Below are 21,715 nucleotides of genomic sequence, written 5' to 3' on the forward strand. Positions count from 1 at the left end.
AAACTACTCCTTACGCCAATTGCGGCGCGCCTGCGCGGCCCGCAACAGCAACGCTTCGAGCGCCTCACCGTCGCCCTGAACCATCGCGCGTTCCATCTCGTCCAACACCGCGCGCACTGAGCCCAGCTCGACGCGCAGCGCATCGCGATTAGACAGAAAAATATCACGCCACATCTCGGGCGAACCCGCCGCAATGCGGGTGAAATCCCGGAATCCCGTCCCCGCCAGCGTCAGTCGCAGCGCCGCATCGTCAGCGCCTGCCACCTGGGCCATATAAGCGGCCGCCAGCAAATGGGGCATGTGGCTGATAGACCCCAGCACGCGATCATGCGCCTGGGCCTCCATCTCGAACACACGGGCGCCACAAGCCTGCCATAGCTCGCGCACGCGCGCGACGCCACCTGAGGTATTTTCGGGCAACGGCGTCAATATGACCGTACGGTGACGATACAAGGTGGCGCTGGCTGCTTCGGGACCGCTGCGCTCCGCGCCTGCGATGGGGTGGCCCGGAACAAACTGTCCGATACGATCGCCCAGCACCGCTCGTGCGGCCTCGACGATCTCAAGTTTGGTACTGCCCGCGTCCGTCAGCAACGTCTCGGGGCGCAGGTGCGGACGCATCTGCGTCAACGCGGCCCGCACGCCCCCCACAGGCATTGCAAGCAACACGACATCCGCCTCGGCGGCCGCCTGCTCAGGCGTGGCCACCTCATCGATCAAGCCCAGGGCCTGAGCCCGGGTCAATGATTGTGCGTTGCGGCCTACGCCGAGCACCCGCCCGACCTGCCCCGCTTCGCGCAATGCCAAGGCCACCGAGCCGCCAATCAGGCCAACGCCGACCACCGCCAGGACAGGAATCAGGGGGCCATCGGCCCCCTGCGCAACACCACTTGCCGCGGTCAGCGTCATATCGCCAAGACTTCCGTCAACGCGGCGATGAACCGCTGGTTTTCCTCGGGCAACCCGATAGAAACACGCAGCCACTCGGGCAAACCATCGCCCCCGACCGGACGCACGATGACGCCACGCTTGAGCAACTCGACATTAATACGTGCCGCGTCTCCCACGTGCACCAACACAAAGTTGCCATAGCTGGGCACATAGCGCAGCGACAGGCGATCGAATGCCTCGCACAACTGTTGCTTGCCCGCCTTGTTCAAGGCGTAGGAACGCGCCAGAAAATCCGCATCTGCCAACGCCGCGATCGCGGCCGTCTGGGCCAGCGTATTCACGTTGAACGGCTGACGCACCCGATTCAGCAAATCGGTCAATGTCGGCTGAGCCACGGCAAACCCCACGCGCAACCCCGCCAGACCATAGGCTTTAGAGAACGTGCGCGACACGATCAGGTTGGGATACTGCCGCACCAACGCCACACTATCAAAACGCAACTCGGGTTCCAGATACTCGTTATAAGCCTCGTCCAGCACGACCGTGACACGGTCGCCGTGCGCTTGGTGCACACGCTCGAGAAACTCGGCGATTTCCGCCCCAGGTACGAACGTACCGGTGGGATTATTGGGATTGGCGATAAATACCAGACGGGTGTCGTCTTCGATCGCCGCAAACATGGCATCCAGATCGTGGCCATAGTCACGTGCAGGCACCTGGATATGACGTGCGCCTCGCGCCTGCGTCGCCAACCGGTAAACCGCAAAGGAATGCTGCGCATATACGGCTGAGGCGCCGGGCTCCAGCAAGGCCAACGCCGCAATTTCCAGGATATCGTTCGACCCGTTGCCGAGCGTGATCCAGTTCATCGGCACGCCATAACGATCAGCCAGCGCCGCCTTGAGATCAAAGCCGTTGGGATCGGGGTAGCGCCCCAGCGAATCGGCCGCCACGACCAGCGCCTCGCGCGCTGACGCCGGCATGCCCAACGGATTTTCGTTAGAGGCCAGCTTGATGATGTCGGCCGGATTCAGTCCGAATTCGCGAGCCAGTTCATCAATGGGTTTACCTGCTTGATAAGGCGCAATGGCGCTAACGTGGGCAGGGGCAGTTAACGGCTTGATAGCGGTAGTCATGAGGGCGTACGCGTGCGCAAAAAAGTGACTGCAAAATGACTGCAGCAAATTGCTGCAAAATCGATGATTAATACCTGAAAAACCAACACAGCAGGACGGCGGGCTCACCACGAACCCACCGCGACATCACTGCGCCGGATACGAGCCCAATACCTTGAGGAACGCCACCTGGGATTGCAAGTCGGCCAACGCGCGCGCCAATTGCGGATCATCGCGATGGCCCAGCATATCCACGTAGAAATAGTATTCCCACTGACCGGTACGCGCAGGACGCGACTCGAAACGGCTCATGGACACGCCATTGGCTGCCATCGGCGCCAACATGTCATAGACCGCGCCCGCCCGATTGGGCACGGCCAAAATCACGCTGGTCTTGTCCTTGCCACTGGCCAGTGGCTGGAAATCGCCGACCGCCAAAAAACGGGTGCGGTTGTTCGGGTCATCTTGAATACCCGCCTCGACAATCTGCAGCTTCCAGGCAGGCGCGGCCGTTTCGCCCGCGATCGCCGCGATCGCGGGATTCTCGGCGGCCACGCGCGCTGCCTCGGAATTGCTGGACTCCGCGACGCGCTCCAGCCCCGGATAATTGCGGCTCAACCAACCTTGGCACTGCGCCAGGGCTTGCGGGTGCGCGGCGACCGCCGTCACCCCTTCCATCGTGCCTGACTGTGTCATCAGACAGTGGCGGATGTCCAACGAGTGCTCACCCAGGATTTTCAACGGCGTGCTCAAAAGCAGATCCAGATTGCGGTTGACGGCGCCTTCGGTAGAGTTTTCCACCGGCACCATCCCCACGTCTGCCTGACCGGCCTCTACCGCGCGAAACACCTCGTCGAACGACGGGCACGGCAGCGGTTGCACCGAATGGCCAAAATGCTCAAACGCCGCCTGTTCTGAAAACGACCCCCGTGGCCCTAAATAAGCCACGGTCATGCCCCGTTCCAGTCCACGGCAGGCAGAAATCACTTCGGTCCAGACCGACGCGATCGCGTCACGGGGAAACGGCCCGCGATTGAGCTGTTGCAAACGTCGAATGACCTGGGCTTCGCGCTCCGGGCGCAGGACCGGGCCATCCACCGCCGCGGCGTGTTTGACCTCGCCGACGTCTTGCGCGGCACGGGCGCGCTGCGACAACAGCTCCAGAATCTGCTCGTCGATTGCATCAATACGCTCACGCAACGGCTTGAGCTTGGCCTGCAGGGAATCATCCATAACGGCGCTCGAATTCTTTCAAGTAATCAACCAACGCCTGCACGCCCTCAAGAGGCATTGCGTTGTAAATAGAGGCACGCATGCCCCCCACGCTCTTGTGCCCCTTGAGCTGCGTCAGCCCTGCAGCCTCTGCACCTTGCAAGAAGGCATCGTTGCGCGACTCGTCGCGCAAGACGAACGGCACGTTCATACGCGAACGCGCCGAAACGTGAACGGGGTTGCGATAAAAAGACGTGCTATCCAGATAGCCGTACAACAGGTCCGCCTTGGCGCGATTGGCGGCTTCGATGCCGACCACCCCACCCTGCGCCTTGACCCACTTGAACACCAGGCCCGCCACATAAATCGCAAATGCCGGCGGGGTGTTATAGCGAGAGTGCTCGGCCGCCACATTGGCGTAATCAAACGCCGAGGGGCAAATCGGCAGGGCTTTCCCGATCAGATCACGGCGAGCCACCACCATCGTGACGCCTGCGGGGCCCGCATTTTTCTGTGCCCCGGCAAACATCAGGCCGGTACGACCGACATCCATCGGGCGCGACAGGAAATGCGACGAAGCATCGACCACCAACGGAACATCCGGCGCACCCAATGCACCCAAATCCGGCCAGTCCGTGAACTCGACACCATGAATGGTTTCGTTGCTGCACAGATGAAGATAGGCCGCCTCGGAACGGACATTCCAGGTATCGACTGGCGGCACCCAGGTCCAGGGCGCGTGCTCTGCCCCATCGAGCTCGGCGGCCACGCCACTGCTGGCGGCAATATGCGTATCGCCGTAACGGCCGGCTTCTTTATGGGAGCGCGTCGACCAATGCCCCGTCAACACAAAATCCGCCGCCGCGTTACCACGTCGGCCGATCAGGTTCATCGGCACAATCGCGTTCTCGCCCAATCCGCCGCCCTGCATGAACATCACCGCGTAATCCGTCGGCACGCCCAGCAGCTCGCGAAGATCGGCTTCGGCGGTATCGCAAATTTGCACAAAGTGCTTGCCGCGATGGCTCATTTCCATCACGGACATCCCGCTGCCGTTCCAATCCAGCATCTCGGCAGCGGCCTGCTGCAACACCACTTCAGGCAGGGCCGACGGCCCCGCCGAAAAGTTCCAGGGACGAGCCATTATTGCTCCGTAGGTTCAGTCGGTTCGGACACGTCGGCATCGCCACTGGCGGCGTCGGCGTCCTCTTGCTCATCGCCGTCGGCATCGGCGTCGCTTTCTACCACGCGCCGCACACCCGACAAGGTGCTGCCGTCATCAACGCTGATCAACGTCACGCCCTGCGTCGCACGCCCCATCTCGCGGATCTCGCTCACGCGGGTACGCACCAGCACGCCACCCGTCGTGATCAGCATGATCTCGTCGGACGGCATCACCAGCACCGCCCCCACGACCTTGCCATTGCGCGACGAGGTCTGGATCGCGATCATGCCCTTGGTACCGCGACCATGGCGGGTGTACTCGACGATAGAGGTACGTTTACCGTAGCCGTTTTCGGTGGCGGTCAGCACGCTTTGCGACTCGTCGCCAGCGACCAACAGCGAAATCACGGTCTGGCCTTCCTCGAGCGTCATGCCGCGCACACCACGCGCATTACGGCCCATCGGGCGTACGTCGTTTTCGTCAAAACGCACGGCCTTGCCGGCATCAGAGAACAACATAATGTCATGCTTGCCGTCGGTCAGGTCGGCGCCGATCAGGTAATCCCCCTCGTCCAGGCCCACGGCGATAATGCCGGCCTTGCGCGGATTGGAGAAATCCGACAACGGCGTCTTCTTGACCGTGCCGCGCAACGTCGCCATAAAGACGTAAGTGTCCTCGCTGAATTCCTTCACGGGCAACACGACGGTGATCTTTTCGCCGTCGAGCAGCGGGAACATATTGACGATGGGCTTGCCACGCGAGTTGCGGGTCCCCTGGGGAACCTCCCAGACCTTGAGCCAATACACACGGCCACGATCGGAGAAGCACAACAGGTAATCGTGCGTGTTGGCAATGAAGAGTTGGTCGATCCAGTCGTTTTCCTTCATCGCTGTCGCCTGCTTGCCGCGGCCACCGCGTTTTTGCGAGCGGTACTCGGACAAAGGCTGGCTCTTGATATAGCCCGTGTGCGACAGCGTCACCACCATATCGGTGGGGGTGATCAGGTCTTCGGTATCGAGCTCGGTGGCATTGAGCTCGATCTCCGAACGGCGCGAGTCTTTGGCGCCAGTCGAAAACTCGGCTTTGATCGCCTGAAGTTCATCGCTGATGATGGTGGTAATACGCTCGGGCTTGGCCAGGATGTCGAGCAAATCGGCAATGGTGGCCATGATGTCTTTGTACTCGCCAACGATCTTGTCCTGCTCGAGGCCGGTCAAGCGTTGCAGGCGCATATTCAGGATTTCCTGCGCCTGCGTATCGCTGAGACGATACAGGCCGTCGCCCTGCAAACCGAAACTCTCGTGCAAGTCTTCGGGACGGAACGCGGCACTTCCGCCGATCTCATCGCTGTCCACACGCGACAACATTTCGCGCACCAGAGACGAATCCCAAGTACGCGCCATCAATTCCTGGCGCGCGACCGGCGGGGTCGGCGCAGCCTTGATGATGGCAATGAAATCGTCGATATTGGCGAGCGCGACGGCCAGGCCTTCGAGCACGTGCCCGCGTTCGCGCGCCTTGCGCAATTGAAAAACCGTGCGGCGCGTGACGACTTCGCGACGATGCTGCAGGAAATAGCTGATCAGCTGTTTCAGGTTCAGCAAGCGCGGCTGACCATCGACCAGCGCCACCAGGTTCATCCCGAAGGTGTCTTGCAGCTGGGTGTTCTTATACAGATTATTAAGAATGACCTCGGGCACCTCGCCACGCTTGAGCTCAATGACCAGACGCATGCCGTCTTTGTCGGACTCATCGCGAATATCGGAAATGCCTTCGATTTTCTTTTCGTTGACCAGCTCGGCGATGCGCTCTTGCAACGTCTTTTTGTTGACCTGATAGGGGATGGCATCGACCACGATGGCCTGCCGGTTGCCCTTTTCCATGTCTTCGAAGTGCGTCTTGGCACGCATGATCAAGCGCCCACGGCCCGTGCGGTAACCGTCGCGCACCCCGACCATGCCGTAAATAATGCCGCCGGTAGGGAAATCAGGCGCAGGAATAAGCTCGATCAGCTCGTCGATCGTGCATTCCGGATTACGCAGGCAATAGAGACAGCCGTCGACCACCTCCTGGAGGTTATGCGGCGGAATATTGGTCGCCATCCCCACGGCGATGCCCGAGCTGCCGTTGACCAGCAGGTTGGGCAGGCGCGAGGGCAACAGCAGCGGCTCTTGCTCGCTGCCGTCGTAGTTAGGGCCAAAATCGACCGTTTCCTGGTCGATATCGGCAAGCAACTCGTGGGCGATCTTGGCCAGACGGATTTCGGTGTAACGCATGGCCGCGGCGCTGTCGCCGTCGACCGAGCCAAAGTTACCCTGGCCGTCGACCAACATATAGCGCATGGAAAAATCCTGCGCCATACGCACAATCGTGTCGTATACCGACTGGTCACCGTGCGGGTGGTATTTACCGATTACGTCACCAACGATACGAGCCGACTTCTTATAAGCGCGGTTCCAATCATTGTTGAGTTCATGCATCGCGTAGAGCACGCGTCGGTGCACGGGCTTTAACCCGTCGCGCACATCTGGCAGCGCACGCCCCACGATCACGCTCATGGCGTAATCAAGGTAACTGCGGCGCATCTCTTCTTCCAGCGAAACCGGAAGCGTCTCCTTGGCAAAGGAATCCATATATATAGCGACTGAATCGTGTAAAGAGAGAAACCCGGGCTGGGTAAACAGGAAATTCTATCATCTGAATCCCAAGGACCCTTTACCTCGCTAACCCGCGCCCGCAGTCTGCCGTCTTGCACTGCCCTCCCTGCCTCTCTGTTGCCAAAAACCAACATCCCTGCCACCCCACAGAGAATAAAAGCTCATATCCAGCATTAATGCGCCCTTTCAGGGGAGCCAAAGCCCACCAAATCGCTTAACATTGCTTCCAGCACGCAGGAGACTCAGTAGCGATTCTTTGAACCTTTTCTGAGCGTTGCTATACTGACCCCGTTTCCTGATATGCGGCGGGGATTCGCTGCGAGTCTACTTATCCAGCTTCAAGCTCAACGAGGAGAAACATGAACAAACCCTCCAAATTCGCTCTGGCGCTCGCCTTCGCTGCCGTTACGGCTGCCGGTGCTGCTTCCGCGCAAACGGTGGACAACTGGCGCAATCCGTTTGGCGACGTGTGGATGAACGGCACGAATGAACTGTGCTGGCGCGATGCGTTCTGGACGCCGGCTACCGGCATCCCGGGCTGCGATGGCGTACCGGTCGCTCAGGCTCCCAAGCCCGCGCCCATGGCCACCAAGGTCGTATTCAACGCTGATACGTTCTTTGATTTCGACAAGTCCACCCTGAAGCCGGAAGGCCGTCAGTTGTTGGATCAAGTTGCCCAGCAAGCTCAGGGCATCAACCTCGAAACGATCATTGCCGTTGGCCACACCGACTCGATCGGCACCGAAGCCTACAACCAAGGTCTGTCCGAGCGCCGTGCTGCTTCGGTCAAGTCCTACTTGGTCGGCAAGGGTATCGACCCCAACCGCATCTACACCGAAGGCAAGGGCGAATTGCAGCCCGTGGCTTCGAACAAGACGCGTGAAGGCCGTGCCCAAAACCGTCGCGTAGAAGTTGAAATCGTGGGCAGCCGCAGCAACTAATTGCTGAGCTAACCGCTACAATGAAGGGCCTCGCTTGCGAGGCCCTTTGTTATTGTCGCGGGGGTTCGCTGCCTGGCCCCTTTTCATTTCGGCGTCATCGCGCGCCGCTACGCTTGTTGCCCATGACCCAATCCGCTGCCACTTCGACCCGCCCCGGCGTCAACGCCGACCAAGCCGAATTAGATAAATTCGCTGCTTTGGCCGCTCGCTGGTGGGATCCCGAAAGCGAATTCAAGCCACTGCATGCCATCAATCCCCTGCGTCTGAACTGGATTCAAGAATGCGCGGGCAGCCTGGCCGGCAAAAACGTGCTGGACGTCGGCTGCGGTGGCGGCATCTTGTCCGAAAGCATGGCCGCCGCGGGCGCCACCGTCACCGGCATCGACCTGGCCGAGCGTTCGCTCAAAATTGCCCGGCTCCATGGCCTGGAATCCGGCGTCAAGGTCGACTACCGCGCCGTTCCGGTCGAAGATCTCGCCGACGAGCAGCCCGGGCAGTATGACGTGGTCACCTGCATGGAAATGCTTGAGCATGTCCCCGACCCCGGCTCGGTAGTCCGCGCCTGCGCCGCCCTGGTCAAACCCGGTGGCTGGGTGTTCTTTTCCACGCTAAACCGCAACCCCAAATCTTTTTTGTTCGCCATTCTGGGCGCGGAATACATCCTGGGCCTGCTGCCGCGCGGCACCCATAGTCACAATCAGTTCATCAAGCCCAGCGAGCTGGCGGCATCCGCCCGCCAGGCCGACCTGCAACCGACCAGCATGCGAGGCATGGAATACAACCCGATTACCAAGGTGTACAGCTTGTCCAACGACACCTCGGTCAACTATCTAATGGCCACCCGCAAATGAGCGCCCTGATTCTGTTCGACTTCGACGGCACCCTGGCCGATACCGCCCCCGACCTCGCCGCAGCCGCCAATCGACAACGCACGCGTCGCGGCATGGAGCCTCTGCCCTACGAAGACCTGCGGCCCGTCGCGTCGCAAGGCGCCCGTGGCCTGATACGTGTTGCACTTGGCCTGTTGCCCGATCACCCCGACTACGAACCTGCCCGCCTGCAGTTTCTCGAAGACTATGCCGCCGAATCGACCGTCCATAGCCGGCTCTTTCCTGGTGTCGATGCCCTGCTCGACAATATCCGAGCGCGCGGCCTGGCCTGGGGAATCGTCACCAACAAAGTCACCCATCTGACGCTACCTATCGTCGAATTTCTGGGCCTGACTCGCCACAGTGCGGTGCTGGTCTGCGGCGACACCACCGAACACGCCAAACCGCATCCCTTGCCGCTACAGCATGCCGCCCAAGAAGCAGGTTACGCCACGGACCGTTGCGTCTATGTCGGCGACGACCTGCGTGATATCCAGGCCGCACACGCCGCCGGCATGCCCGCCGTGGCTGCCGCCTATGGCTACCTGGGACAAGACGAAGACGTCATCTCCTGGTCCGCCGACGCCTGCGCCACCACGCCCGGCGAACTTTGGGGCGCAATCGAGCCGTTATTACCCAAAGATCTATCCAGAGACGCGCGCTAAACCCGTCCCCCCATCCGATCTGATCCAGCCGCTTTTCACGATCAGTATTCGCTGGAGCATGACTGTTCGTTTCATTCGAATAGTCATGCCGAAAAAACCCTCTTTATTCGCTCGTCAGGCCAATATACGCTAGCGCCTGAATCTCCCCAACGTGCCGTTCGTGCGTTGTGCACGCCTGCCGTGTGCAACGCCGCGCCGTTACTTGCGTACCCCTGATATCCGGATCGACGCGACATCTGCCGTCGCCCGCCATTTCCGCCCTCATCGGCACAGCACACCGTATACCCATGCTCTTACCTATTCTGCTGCTTTCGACTGCAGGGTTCACTATCTTGACGACAGAATTTCTCATCGTCGGGATACTACCCCCGCTGGCACGTGACCTGCATATCACCGTCTCCCAGGCAGGCCTGCTCGTCACGCTGTTCGCCTTTACGATCGCCACCGCGGGGCCGTTTCTCACGGCGCTGGCCAGCAATGTCGACCGCAAACGGCTATTCGTCGGCACATTAGTGCTATTTGGCCTTTCCAATACCGTCGCGGCATTGGCACCCAACATCTGGGTCATGGCGCTGGCGCGTTTCGTCCCTGCCCTGGCGTTACCCGTGTTTTGGTCACTGGCCAGCGCTACCGCGATTGAACTCGCGGGTCCCGCGCGCGCCGGCCGCGCCATTTCAATGGTGGGATTCGGCATCGTCGCCGCAACGGTCTTTGGCATCCCGATTGGCGTCCTGATCTCCGATGCCTTTGGATGGCGCACCGCCTTTGGCGTGCTGGCTATCGTTGCCTTCGCCAAGGCATTGATGTTGTGGGCGCTTTTCCCTCGCCCACCGCAGCAAGCCCAACCCGTCAAACTACGTACGCAACTGCGCATCCTGCGCGATCCCGTTGTCGTGGGTCACGTCTTATTGTCGCTGCTGATCTTTACCGGCATGTTCACCGCCTACACCTATCTGGCCGATATGCTGGAACGTCTAGCGGGTTTCAACGGTCAATGGGTGGGTTGGAGCCTGATGGCATTCGGCGCGATCGGACTGATCGGCAATTTGGCCGCCGGCCGGCTCGCCGATCGCAGCGCATTGGGCGCCACCTTGTTGTTCTCCGGATTGATGACGATCGGTTTGATCGCATTGGGACCCAGCATTCACTCGCCGGGCCTACTGACACTGGCGCTAGGTGTCTGGGGGATCGCGCAAGCAGCGTTATTTACGGCATGCCACGTCCGCGTGATGAAATCCGCGCCCAATGCCCCGGCATTCGCCGCCGCACTCAATATTTCGGGCGCCAACATCGGTATCGGTCTGGGCGCCGTGGTCGGTGGCGCCATCATTGATCACTATGGATTGGCATGGCTGGGCTTCACCGCGGCTGGCATTGTGCTTGTCGCCATCGGCCTGGGTGCCATTCTGGCTATGTTCAGCCGACGACGCACACGGCATGCGCCGCAAACGTCCCGCGTCAGTGCCTGAATGTGAAACGGGGTGCGGCCGGCCAGCATACCGGTAGCCCCCCTTGTGTGGCGACAGGATACTTGTCGTCAACGCTTCAAAGACACGTTCTACTTCTCGCCAAACGGCCGTCCGCAGGGTCCCAAACGCATATCGGGCGCCAAATGCTTCCACGGCAATTGCTCAATAATCATCGGCATGGACCCTGGGGCCGCCGCCACAATGATTTCTTCGGCAATCGGCGTGAAATCCGCCCGGAAATGCACCGCGCTCTTCACGACCAAGATATTCTGTTCGGTCGGTTCGATACCCGCAAAGCGGAACATCGCCTGATCAGCCATTTGCACCTTGTAAGAAGACACCACCACACGCACGCCATCCAGACGCAGACACGCTGCCGGCCCGACATCCAGACGAAAGCCGCGATAGAAAGGACCGGTCGCATCGAATTTTCCGTCAGAAACATGCTCGATGAAAAAATCGCCCTCAAAAGGCTGGTCGTCAGGCAAGCCCGCATTACCACCGATGGCAACACGCATCGTCTTTCCTTGGCCGACCGCGTGTATTTTCTCAATCGCGGCAGGATCCACGATCAGACCGATGGCGGCGCGTTCCGCCCCATTGCGTAATAAGGCACGCAACATACCCGTCGTATCCGAGTTACTACCTGCCCCAGGATTGTCTTGGCCATCTGCGATAACGATCGGGCGTGAGGCCGACTTGGCAGCCTGCATCGCATACTGCACGGCCTCGTCCGGCGTGTAGAGTTTTCCGGCAAAAGTGGCCTCGGCCGCATTAACGGCGTCGGCCAGTTTGTCTGCCGCGGCGTCCGCACTAGCTTGATCGCTGCCATACGCCCACACCACCGGTGCGCATTCATCAAAATCCGCCGCCGGAAATCCCGTCGCGAACGACACATGCAACGCGTCTTTCTCGATGACCTCCAGCAAGTCATACAGCCCTCGCGCCGGCTCAATATCTGTGCACTGCCAACAGATCGGGATCAAAAACTTCAGCGGACGCATCGCCAGCACCGGTCGCTTGCCCGACGCCAGACGCACACCCAATAATGCATGAGCACGGCGCCCTGTCTCGGCCATGTCGACGTGCGGGTACGTACGATAAGCCACCAGTGCATCCACCTGGGCCAGCATTTGACGCGTCACATTGGCGTGCAAATCCAGCGTGGCAAACAAGGGCACATCCGGGCCGATCAACGCACGCGCCCGGCGCAAGAGCTCACCTTCGCCATCATCAAAATGCTCGGCCACCATCGCGCCGTGCAGATCCAGATACACCGCATCAACAGGCATGGCCGCTTTGATGCCATCCAGAATCATGCCGGCGATTTTTTCGTAAGCCGCTTTGGTCACATGAGCCGATGGGCTCGCCGCACACCACGTGGTGGGAATCACCGTATCGCCCGCATCCAACGCAGCCTGCACAAAACCTGCCGCGGGGATATTGGCGCCGCCAACGGCGGGCCATACGGCCTCTCCCGACACAATGCCCGGCCAACCACCGCCCAGCTCAAACGCGCGCCAGTCCGCCTTGTCCGGGGCAAATGTGTTCGTTTCGTGCTGAAAACCACCATACACAATGCGTGCCATGACGCTATTCTCCGATTTCTCTGAAATTCAATGTGAGGATGTCGCTGCTGCCGCGATGGATTGCGCGCAGAAGTTCTTAAAATCCCAGCCTCGACCGGGTGCCGCGTCAATCAAGGCGCGGGTATAGGCCTGCTGCGGTTGAGTCAATACCTTCTCTGCCGTGCCCGCCTCGACAATGCGGCCGTGCTGCATCACGACGATGGTGTCGCAAATTTGCGAGGCCACACGTAGATCATGCGTGATGAACAAGACGCCGATACCCACCCGCTGGCGCACCTCTTCCAGTAAGTCGAGCACCTGCGCCTGTACCGAGACGTCCAATGCGGAAACGGCTTCGTCGGCCACCAGGATATCGGGTTCCATCACGAGCGCGCGCGCGATGCAGATCCGCTGGCGTTGGCCGCCCGAAAATTGATGTGGATAGCGCTCGACTGAATCGGCAGGCAAGCCCACGAGTGCTAACGCGTTGGCGGCCTTTTCTACCGCGGCTGCACGGGTTGTGCCGTAGTTCAACAGCCCTTCGATAATGGACTCGCCCACTTTGCGCCGGGGGTTCAAGCTGCGATACGGATCTTGGAAAACAATCTGGATGCGCTTGCGCATGGGTGCCAACGCACTGCGCCCCAAAGTAGCAATATTCTCGTTGGCAAGCGTGACCGTGCCCGACGTCGGATCAATGAGACGCACAACGCAACGGGCAACCGTCGACTTGCCGGATCCCGATTCCCCCACAATGCCCACGATCTCGCCACGCTTGATATCAAACGCAATATCACTCGCCGCAGCGACGGGCTTTCCCTTCTTGAAGAAGCCACTTTTGCCGTAAATTTTATTCAGAGCTTCGACCTTTAATACTATCTCTCCGGTCGGCGCACTACGTGTCACGGGAATCAAACTAGGCACCGACGATACCAAGGTCCGCGTGTAGTCTTTCGTCGGCCGTGCCAAGATGTCATCACGCAGCCCCGTCTCGACGACGCGGCCCTGATTCATCACAACGATGCGATCCGCAATCTCCGCCACTACCCCAAAATCGTGGGTAATGAATACGACGGCCGTGCCGTTTTCCGACTGCAATTCGCGGATCAACGCAAGGATCTGCTTTTGCGTCGTCACATCCAGCGCTGTCGTCGGCTCGTCGGCAATCAATAGTTTAGGCTTCAGGATCAACGCCATCGCAATCACAATGCGCTGGCGCTGACCACCGGACAACTCATGCGGATAAGAGTCATAGATACGCTCGATATCGGGCAAATGCACCGACTCCAGCATGGCCATCACTTGCCGCCGCCGCTGCGCACGGCCGATCCTGGTATGCAAGCGCAGGACTTCGTCGACCTGCTCGCCCACCCGCTGTACGGGGTTCAAGGCAGTCATCGGTTCTTGGAACACCATCGCCATTTTCGACGCACGCAATTCGCGCAGGCGTTTGGGCGAGACCTTCAAAACGTCCTCGCCATCGATTTCGATCTTGCCGGCCGACGCGACGAGTGCCCCTTTGGGCAGCAAGCCCATCGTCGCCATGGACGTCACCGACTTGCCCGATCCCGATTCCCCCACAATACAAACGGTTTCGCCAGCATGAACATCAAAATCCAGGCGCTGCACCACGGCCCGGCCCGCTCGCTTGGCATCCTCAACGCCCTCGTCATTGTCATGACAGACGCGTACGGTCAGCCCGCTGATTTTCAGTACGGGGCTGCGCGACTGGGCGGCGCTCAATTCGCTTCGAGGGTTCATTACAGTATCCATCTCTTTTCGACTCCTCGCGTCACAGCCGACGCGACATGCGCGGATCGAGCGCATCGCGCATGGCATCACCCAGTACATTCACACTCAGTACGGTCAACGACAACAAGATGCCGGGAAACAAGACCAGACCGGGGAACAGCTGAAAGAACGAACGCCCCTCGGCCATGATATTTCCCCACGAGGACACCTCAGGCGGAACGCCGGCACCCAAAAAGCTCAGAATGGCCTCAGTCAAGATAGCGGAGGCAAACACATAGGTTCCCTGCACGATCAGCGGTGCGATGGTGTTGGGCACCAGATGACGCAGCATCAGCGTAAAGGTCGGTGTGCCCAGAGAGATGGCCGCCTCGACATAGGGCTCATTGCGTACGCCCAGAATCACGCTGCGCACCAATCGCACCACGCGGGGAATCTCAGGAATCGTAATGGCGATCAGCACCGTCGCCAGGCTTGCGCCGGACAACGACACCAGCGCGATCGCGAGCAGCACACCCGGAATGGCCATGAGGCCATCCATGATGCGCATCACAATCGCGTCCACCCACCGAAAATAACCCGCCACCACGCCGATAGCCAGGCCGACCACCATGCTGAATACCGCGACACCAATTCCGACCGTCAGCGAAACCCGGGCGCCATAAACCACGCGCGAATACACATCGCGGCCATAAGCATCCGTACCCAACCAGTGAGCGGCGGACATAGATTTCAAACGTTGCGTCGGATCGATCTGCATCGGATCGACGGTATGCAACCACGGTGCAAACAGCGCCATGATCACCACCAGGCACAACACCGCGAGCGCGATCATCACCGGACCACTTTTCAGGACACGCCGTAACGGAGATTGCGCTCCCGACGCAGCGGGTGCTGGCGCTACCAGCACAGCATTAGCTGAGTTCGACATAAGGGGCTTCTCAGTATCGGATACGGGGATCAAACACGGTATAGAGCGTGTCGACAACCAGGTTGATGAGTACGTAAACGAAGGCGAACAGCAGGATCAGCGCCTGAATCACTGGATAATCGCGTCCGAGCACGGCTTCGACCACCAGTCGTCCGAGTCCGGGCAAGTTGAATACCGACTCGGTCACCACGACGCCACTGATGAGCAGCGCGACTCCCACCCCAATGATGGTGACGATGGGAACCGCCGCGTTACGCAGGGCATGCCCCAGCAACACGCTTCGCTCGCGCAACCCTTTTGCGCGAGCGGTGCGGATGAAGTCCTCGCCCATGACCTCGATGATGCTGGTACGCGTGATCCGGGCGATCAATGCCACGTACACCGTACTCAGCGCCAGCGTAGGCAACACCAGTGATCTCATGAACGGCCAGATACCCTCTGACAAGGGCTTGTACCCCTGAACCGGAAACCAGCCGAGATTGATCGAAAAGAACAAAATCAGCACATAGGCGGTAACGAACACCGGTATGGAAAAACCCAGTACCGACGTCGCCATCACCAACCGGTCGAAGAGCTTGCCCTGACGCCAGGCCGCCAAGATACCCAGCGGCACCGCAATCAACACGGACAGCGTGATCGTGCTCAGGCACAGCGCCAGCGACGGCCCCATGCGTTGCACAATCATGTCCGATACAGCCGTCCCCGACAGCAACGACACCCCCAGATTGCCGCTGAGCAACTGACCCACCCAGATAAAGAACTGCACATAGATGGGCTGATCCAGCCCCATCACCCGACGGATCTGCTCGAGCTGTTCGGCCGTAGCCGCATCGCCCGCAATGATCGCCGCGGGATCTCCGGGGGTTAGACGCAGAATCGCGAACACAATCACTGCCACCATCGCCATGACGGGCAGGACAGCGAGCATCCGCCGCAGAATAAAGCTAATCATCGACGTCTCACTTATCGGTCTTTTTCATGCCCCAGAACACGGGAACGGAGGCCGTCATGGGATCCGACAGATTCTTGCGCAGCGCGGCAGGCACGTAGTACTCGCCCATCGGCAGCAACACGCCCTCACTGATCACCAATTCCTGGATGTCATTGGCCAGCTTCTTCTGTTCCGCCAAATCCGACGTCAGCGCGAACTTCTCGCGCAGCGCTTCGATCGCAGGTACATCCGGCCAGCCAAACCAGGCCTTCTTGCCGTTGGCTGCCACGCCAAATGCACGCAGCGGGTCGGAGGCCTCGGCCATAACGTTGTTGGTCGCAAAAATATTCCAGCCACCTTCGGACACCGGCGCCTGCGATGCGCGTCGCGTCACCAGCGTTTGCCAATCCATCGCTTGCATCTGTACGTTAAACCCCGCCGCCTTCAGGGCTTGACCGATCACCACAGGTTGCGGGCTGACCGACGCGGAGTCGGTAGGCTGCAGGATCACAATGGGCTTACCGTCGTAATTCGCCTGCTTCAACAAGGCCTTCGCCTTCTCCAGATTGGCCTTGACGGTCACATCCGCGCCGGCCTGGCTCTCATAAGGCAATCCACAACCAAACAGGGCCGCGCAGGTCTTGTAGTATTTGTCGTTGCCGATCAACGCCTGCAAGACGTCTTCCTGGTCAACAGCAAGCATCGCGGCCTGGCGAATCAACTTGTTATCAAACGGGGGATTCAGGAAATTCATACGCATCACGGTCTGATAACCGTGCGGGTCGAACACTTCCAGCTTGATGTCGGCGTTATTCTCGACCAGCGGCAGCATGTCATAAGGCATCTGCTCAAGATAATCGACCTCGCCATTGATGAGGGCATTCACCGACGTCATTGCATCGGGCATCGCCACCCATTTGACTCGATCCACGTTGACCACCTTGCCACCGGCCAACCCACTGGCGGGCTCACTACGCGGAACATAGTCGGTGTTTTTCTCATAGACAACTTGCAAACCCGGCTTGAACTCGGCCTGCACCATCTTGAACGGCCCCGAGCCGATGTACTCCTTGATCGGCTGGCCGGACGGCGTCTCGGCGATGCGCTTGGGCATCATAAATGGCGCGACACCGCTGGGCTTGGCCAACGCACGCAACGCGATATCCGTCGGTGCCTTAAACGTCATGACAAAACGCTTGTCGTCGATGACTTTCATCTCTGTCATCTGACTCGTCATCATCTGGCCCATCTTGTCTTGCTCGGCCCAGCGCTTGATGGACGCCACACAGTCCTCAGCATTGACAGCGGCGCCATCATGCCATTTCAGGCCATCACGCAACGTAAAGGTATAAGACTTGCCATCCGCCGATACCTCCCATTTCTCGACCATCTGCGGCTTGATCTCGTTCTTGCCATCAGTCGCCAGCAACGTGTCGTAAATCATGTATCCATGGTTACGCGTGATGTGTGCCGTGGTCATGATGGGATCCAATACCCGCAGGCTGGCATGCATGACGGCATTGATCGTTTGCGCTTGCAGGGCCGGCGCCGCGCCCAGGAACGCGCCACTCACCAACGCAGACAACGCGACCTTGCGCAATGAAAAACGAATACTCATCGACATTTATTTCCCCTTGAGTTCAATTTTGATAATGACAGCCGAGCATGGCCCGTTACGGCATGGTGACGACAGTCCGTCCATGCTCGAGAAAACCGCGGTATTCCTGATCGGGCACAAACAACCCGCCCGTACTCCAGGCAATGTGATTGGCCTGATTCATGAGATGGAGCAAACCCTGCTGCCGCAGGTAAGCCAGGCCGGCTTCGCTGGATAACAACATGCGCGGGCCGCTCAATGAGGCAGCGGCAGAAGGCTCTACCTTCATACCTTCCTGCTCATGCAGACGATAGAGATCCGCGAACATGGTGTCGTCGGTCGTCGTCATGACGCCCGAGAGCATGGGCCGCATCTGCGCCAACGCCAGTTCGGAAGCCACCGGCACTGCCAGCCCATCGGCCTCGGTCTGGTTATCCATGCCAACGTCATAGATCGAGATGCCCGGACGATCCGGATTCGACATACCGGCCAGAAAGCAAGCCGCCGCAGTCGGCTCCACAAAAAAGCAATGGACGGCATCACCGAAAATCAGTTTGCAACCGAAAGTGATACCCGCCGGCGCGCCGCCGACGCCACAAGGCAGATAGATAAACAGCGGGTGTGTCGCGTCGACCTGGATGCCTGATTCAACAAGCTGTCGCTGCAAGCGCAATGCCGCCACGCTATAACCCAAGAACAGCGACAACGAATGCTCGTCATCGACGAAATAGCTGAACTCGTCGCTCGCCGCACGTTGCCGGCCCGCCTCGACCGCTTGCGCGTAATCGCCTTCATACTCGAGCACGGCCACGCCGTTGGCGCGCAATTTGTCCTTCTTCCACTGTTTGGCATCAGAGGACATATGCACCGTCACCCGAAAACCCAGGGCGGACGCCATGATGCCGATACTCAAGCCCAAATTACCGGTCGAACCGACAGAAATCTCGTATTGTGCAAACAGGGTCCGCGCCGACTCACCGACCAGCACACCGTAATCAGGTGCGCCGTCCAGCAGACCATGACGATGCGCCAGGGACTCGGCAAATTCGAGCACCTCGTGAATCCCCCCACGTGCCTTGATCGAACCCGCAACCGGTAACGCGTGGTCCGCCTTGATCCACAGCGCGCCGGCGGCAGCGCCACCTGGCAACTGGGGTTGCTGCAGATGGTTCAACGGCAACAGCGCCGACTCGATCACTCCCTGCGTGGCACGCAACTCGGGAAACAGCGCCATCAATACGGGAGCGAAACGATCCAGCCGCTGCGCAGCGGCTTTCACATCTGCCATACTAATGTCAGACGACATTTTTCCATCGCTTGATTTGCAGACATCAGGGTTTACCCATACCTGAGGAGCATTAACCTCATGCTGCGTCTTTTTTCCGTTTATTAGTGATTTCCCTAGTATTTTTGGCATATTTCGTGTCTTGAAGCGCTGAATGACTCATTCCGCATTCTTCGTCAACCATGATGACGGCACAACTCATTTATTTTAATTTAATCATTAATAATACTAATGCGTTCGCTACTATCTTCCTCACTTCTGACTTGGCTTCGTTACTTCGACGCCGCCGCCCGCCATAACAGCTTCACGCTTGCCGCCGGGGAACTGCACGTCACGCAAGGTGCCGTCAGCCAACAAGTCAAACACCTCGAAGAATGGATAGGCACGCCGCTTTTTCATCGGACACCGCGCAAGCTGGTGCTGACTCAGGAAGGCCTACAACTCAAGCTGGCGGTCAAAGAATCCTTCCAGATTCTGGAATCCACCCTCTCACAAATACAAACCAAGGGCAAAGAAAGCGCACTCAACCTGAACTGCTCACCGTCGTTTGCAATGCGGTGGCTAACGCCGCGCATCAGTAATCTATTGCGCCAGCATCCCGACCTGACATTGCGGGTCTATGGAGAGTTTCATCTGCTGGATAGAATGCGCATGGAGCAAGAAAGTATTGAGGCCGCCATCCGCTTTGATCCCGGCGAGTATTCCGATGTCCGTGCCGTCGAATTTCTAGACGAGTGGCTCGTCCCCGTCGCCAGCCGCGCGTTCATGCAAACCCACCCGGAAATCCGCGTGGCCGCCGACATCCCCAGCCACCTCATGTTGCACGACGCCTCACCTTGGCAGCATGCCGAAGAATGCGTGGAATGGAATCACTATTTAGCCCGTATGGGATTACCTATCCCCGAGCACCATGACGGGCAACGATTCAACATGTCACAGTTGGCCGTCAGCGCAGCGGTCGCCGGGCAAGGTATTGCCATCGGCCGCCTTGCCCTGGTGCTGGACGACCTGATAGAGGGGAACCTCGTTCCTCTCTTCCGACTGGCCGTCGCCTCGCGAGCGACCTACCACTATGTGTGCCTGCCCACCAAAAACGCGCGATTAACGTTAATTCAAGCGTGGCTATTTCACGAAGGGCAAGTCTTCAGCAAACAGCGCAACGAATGGTGCAGAAAAGTGGGGCTTGAGTTTGTCCGGTGATCGACCAGCAATCCGCGACGCGCTGGCGGCCGGCGTTCGAGCGGGATAGACGCAACAAGGCTCGCCGCAACCAGTGACAGCACCAAGGCGATCGCGTACGACGTCGAACCGCCCACTGCACCTTGACTGCTCCCTTCCCTAAAGGGAAAGGGATTCCCACTTCACAGAACCGAGCCATTGCGCATCAACACTCATGCACTCAGGTCTTACCGTTTCTCCATGGGCTAACACCGCCAGCCCGGCGGCTAATACGTTATGGGCTGCGTTGATGTCGCGATCGTGGTCTGTGCCGCATTCCGGGCAGGACCAACGCCGCACGCTCAACGGCAACTTGGTCAAGACATGTCCGCAATGGCTGCAGCGCTTGCTCGACGGATACCAGCGATCCACGCGCACGAACTCACGCCCAACCCAACGCGCCTTGTATTCAAGCTGTCTCACAAACTCAGCCCACCCGGCATCGCCGATGGATTTAGCAAGGCAGCGGTTTTTCTGCATATTTGACACAGACAAGCTTTCTACGGCGATCACTTGGTTCTCGTGGATCAACCGGGTGGAGAGCTGGTGCAGGAAATCCCTGCGGATGTCTGCGATCTTGGCATGCAGCTTGGCGACTTTCAGCTTGGCCTTGGCACGGCGAGCCGATCCGCGTTGTTTCCTAGCCAAGCGACGTTGCAGCTTGGCCAGCTTTTCCTCGTGTTGTCGAAAGACTTGTGGCGCATCGACTTTTTCTCCTGTTGAGAGGGTCGCAAAATGAGACAGCCCCAGATCAATCCCGACACAGTTCGACGCGGGCGCCTTCTGCACCACGACGTCATCACACAGAAGGCTGACAAAGTATCGCCCTGCCGGGTCTTTGCTGACGGTGACGGTGGTGACCTTAGCGGCCTTCGGAATCTGACGGGACCAACGAATCGGGAGAACTTCAGCCATCTTCGCCAATTTGAGCGACCGGCCATCCCAGCGAAAGGCACTGGCGGTGTATTCGGCCGATTGCGGGCCGTCTTTGCGTTTGAAGCGCGCGTATCCCGTGCGTTTCGCGAAGAAATTAACAAACGTCGTTTGCAAATGGCGCAGCGTTTGTTGCAGCGGAACACTACTGACTTCGTTCAACCACAGGTAGTCGGACGTTTTCTTCAGCGCCGTCAGCGCGGCCGAGCTCGCGTGATATCCCAGACGCTCTTGTCGCTGGGCCCAAGCCGTCGAACGAAGGGCAAGCATGTGGTTATAGACCACACGTACGCACCCAAACGTGCGAGCCAGCGTCATCGCTTGCTCGGGCGTGGGATAGAACCGGAATCGGTAGGCACGTTTGGTTTGCATGCCCAAGATACTATCCGCGCCAAACCACATAACTGGATCTTCATCCGGATAGCAGCTCAAGTAAGACCAATCCTGCAGCCTGACGGCTGCGCGCCTTTCCTCCCCGGCGTGAATGCCGAGGTTTCTTGGAGCAAATGATGAAAACGT

The 21,715-nt window shown here is 59.2% G+C and carries 17 protein-coding genes; 5 read left to right on the forward strand and 12 right to left on the reverse strand.

Going from position 1 to position 21,715, the window contains the following annotated elements; all coding sequences use genetic code 11:
• Positions 1-3: 3 nt before the first annotated feature.
• The 5 genes from ACYVDM_RS00140 to gyrA form a co-directional block, all read right to left on the reverse strand.
• The gene (locus ACYVDM_RS00140; protein ID WP_415790845.1) at positions 4-909 is read right to left on the reverse strand and encodes a prephenate dehydrogenase; all 906 of its coding nucleotides are present in this window, start codon (positions 907-909) and stop codon (positions 4-6) included.
• Entirely contained in the window at positions 906-2,027 is a 1,122-nt protein-coding gene (gene hisC, locus ACYVDM_RS00145; protein ID WP_415790843.1) for a histidinol-phosphate transaminase, read from the reverse strand. Before hisC ends, ACYVDM_RS00140 begins: the two co-directional genes overlap by 4 nt.
• Before the next feature lie 126 nt (positions 2,028-2,153).
• Positions 2,154-3,239: a prephenate dehydratase gene (gene pheA / locus ACYVDM_RS00150; RefSeq protein ID WP_415790841.1), complete on the reverse strand. Its 1,086-nt coding sequence runs from the start codon at positions 3,237-3,239 to the stop codon at positions 2,154-2,156.
• Complete coding sequence (gene serC / locus ACYVDM_RS00155) at positions 3,232-4,362, reverse strand: 3-phosphoserine/phosphohydroxythreonine transaminase (protein ID WP_415790839.1); 1,131 nt, start codon at positions 4,360-4,362, stop codon at positions 3,232-3,234. Before serC ends, pheA begins: the two co-directional genes overlap by 8 nt.
• Positions 4,362-7,016 (reverse strand): DNA gyrase subunit A, encoded by a 2,655-nt coding sequence (gene gyrA, locus ACYVDM_RS00160; RefSeq protein ID WP_415790837.1) that lies wholly within the window; start codon positions 7,014-7,016, stop codon positions 4,362-4,364. The genes serC and gyrA overlap by 1 nt, the downstream gene beginning before the upstream one ends.
• A gap of 383 nt (positions 7,017-7,399) precedes the next feature.
• Here gyrA and ompA point away from each other — a divergent pair, with 383 nt between their 5' ends.
• The 4 genes from ompA to ACYVDM_RS00180 all read left to right on the forward strand — a co-directional run bounded on the left by ompA (position 7,400) and on the right by ACYVDM_RS00180 (position 10,984).
• On the forward strand, positions 7,400-7,981 hold the full coding sequence (ompA, locus tag ACYVDM_RS00165; RefSeq protein WP_415790835.1) for an outer membrane protein OmpA: 582 nt from the start codon (positions 7,400-7,402) through the stop codon (positions 7,979-7,981).
• Between the two features lie 122 nt (positions 7,982-8,103).
• Complete coding sequence (gene ubiG, locus ACYVDM_RS00170; protein WP_415790833.1) at positions 8,104-8,832, forward strand: bifunctional 2-polyprenyl-6-hydroxyphenol methylase/3-demethylubiquinol 3-O-methyltransferase UbiG; 729 nt, start codon at positions 8,104-8,106, stop codon at positions 8,830-8,832.
• The gene (locus tag ACYVDM_RS00175; RefSeq protein WP_415790831.1) at positions 8,829-9,515 is read left to right on the forward strand and encodes an HAD-IA family hydrolase; all 687 of its coding nucleotides are present in this window, start codon (positions 8,829-8,831) and stop codon (positions 9,513-9,515) included. Before ubiG ends, ACYVDM_RS00175 begins: the two co-directional genes overlap by 4 nt.
• 287 nt (positions 9,516-9,802) lie before the next feature.
• Positions 9,803-10,984, forward strand: coding sequence for an MFS transporter (locus tag ACYVDM_RS00180; RefSeq protein WP_415790829.1), 1,182 nt, complete (start codon positions 9,803-9,805; stop codon positions 10,982-10,984).
• A gap of 89 nt (positions 10,985-11,073) precedes the next feature.
• Here ACYVDM_RS00180 and ACYVDM_RS00185 read toward each other — a convergent pair whose 3' ends face one another.
• The 6 genes from ACYVDM_RS00185 to ACYVDM_RS00210 all read right to left on the reverse strand — a co-directional run bounded on the left by ACYVDM_RS00185 (position 11,074) and on the right by ACYVDM_RS00210 (position 19,177).
• Positions 11,074-12,573 carry a M81 family metallopeptidase gene (locus ACYVDM_RS00185; protein WP_415790827.1) on the reverse strand — a complete coding sequence of 500 codons (1,500 nt, stop codon included), beginning with the start codon at positions 12,571-12,573 and terminating at the stop codon, positions 11,074-11,076.
• A 27-nt stretch (positions 12,574-12,600) separates the two neighbouring features.
• Positions 12,601-14,313 (reverse strand): dipeptide ABC transporter ATP-binding protein, encoded by a 1,713-nt coding sequence (locus ACYVDM_RS00190; RefSeq protein ID WP_415790825.1) that lies wholly within the window; start codon positions 14,311-14,313, stop codon positions 12,601-12,603.
• 31 nt (positions 14,314-14,344) lie between these two features.
• The gene (locus ACYVDM_RS00195) at positions 14,345-15,232 is read right to left on the reverse strand and encodes an ABC transporter permease (protein ID WP_415790823.1); all 888 of its coding nucleotides are present in this window, start codon (positions 15,230-15,232) and stop codon (positions 14,345-14,347) included.
• 10 nt (positions 15,233-15,242) lie between these two features.
• Positions 15,243-16,184, reverse strand: coding sequence for an ABC transporter permease (locus ACYVDM_RS00200; RefSeq protein ID WP_415790821.1), 942 nt, complete (start codon positions 16,182-16,184; stop codon positions 15,243-15,245).
• A gap of 7 nt (positions 16,185-16,191) precedes the next feature.
• Positions 16,192-17,763 carry an ABC transporter substrate-binding protein gene (locus ACYVDM_RS00205; protein WP_415790934.1) on the reverse strand — a complete coding sequence of 524 codons (1,572 nt, stop codon included), beginning with the start codon at positions 17,761-17,763 and terminating at the stop codon, positions 16,192-16,194.
• Positions 17,764-17,836: 73 nt separating this feature from the next.
• Positions 17,837-19,177, reverse strand: a complete 1,341-nt coding sequence (locus tag ACYVDM_RS00210; RefSeq protein WP_415790819.1) for a D-serine ammonia-lyase — start codon at positions 19,175-19,177, stop codon at positions 17,837-17,839.
• Positions 19,178-19,276: 99 nt separating this feature from the next.
• On the opposite strand from ACYVDM_RS00210, the gene ACYVDM_RS00215 reads away from it, so the two are divergent.
• Positions 19,277-20,245, forward strand: a complete 969-nt coding sequence (locus tag ACYVDM_RS00215) for a LysR family transcriptional regulator (RefSeq protein ID WP_415790817.1) — start codon at positions 19,277-19,279, stop codon at positions 20,243-20,245.
• 138 nt (positions 20,246-20,383) lie between these two features.
• Here ACYVDM_RS00215 and ACYVDM_RS00220 read toward each other — a convergent pair whose 3' ends face one another.
• On the reverse strand, positions 20,384-21,568 hold the full coding sequence (locus tag ACYVDM_RS00220; RefSeq protein ID WP_415790815.1) for an RNA-guided endonuclease TnpB family protein: 1,185 nt from the start codon (positions 21,566-21,568) through the stop codon (positions 20,384-20,386).
• Between the last annotated feature and the right edge of the window lie 147 nt (positions 21,569-21,715).

The sequence above is a fragment of the Bordetella tumulicola genome (genome assembly GCF_054779135.1).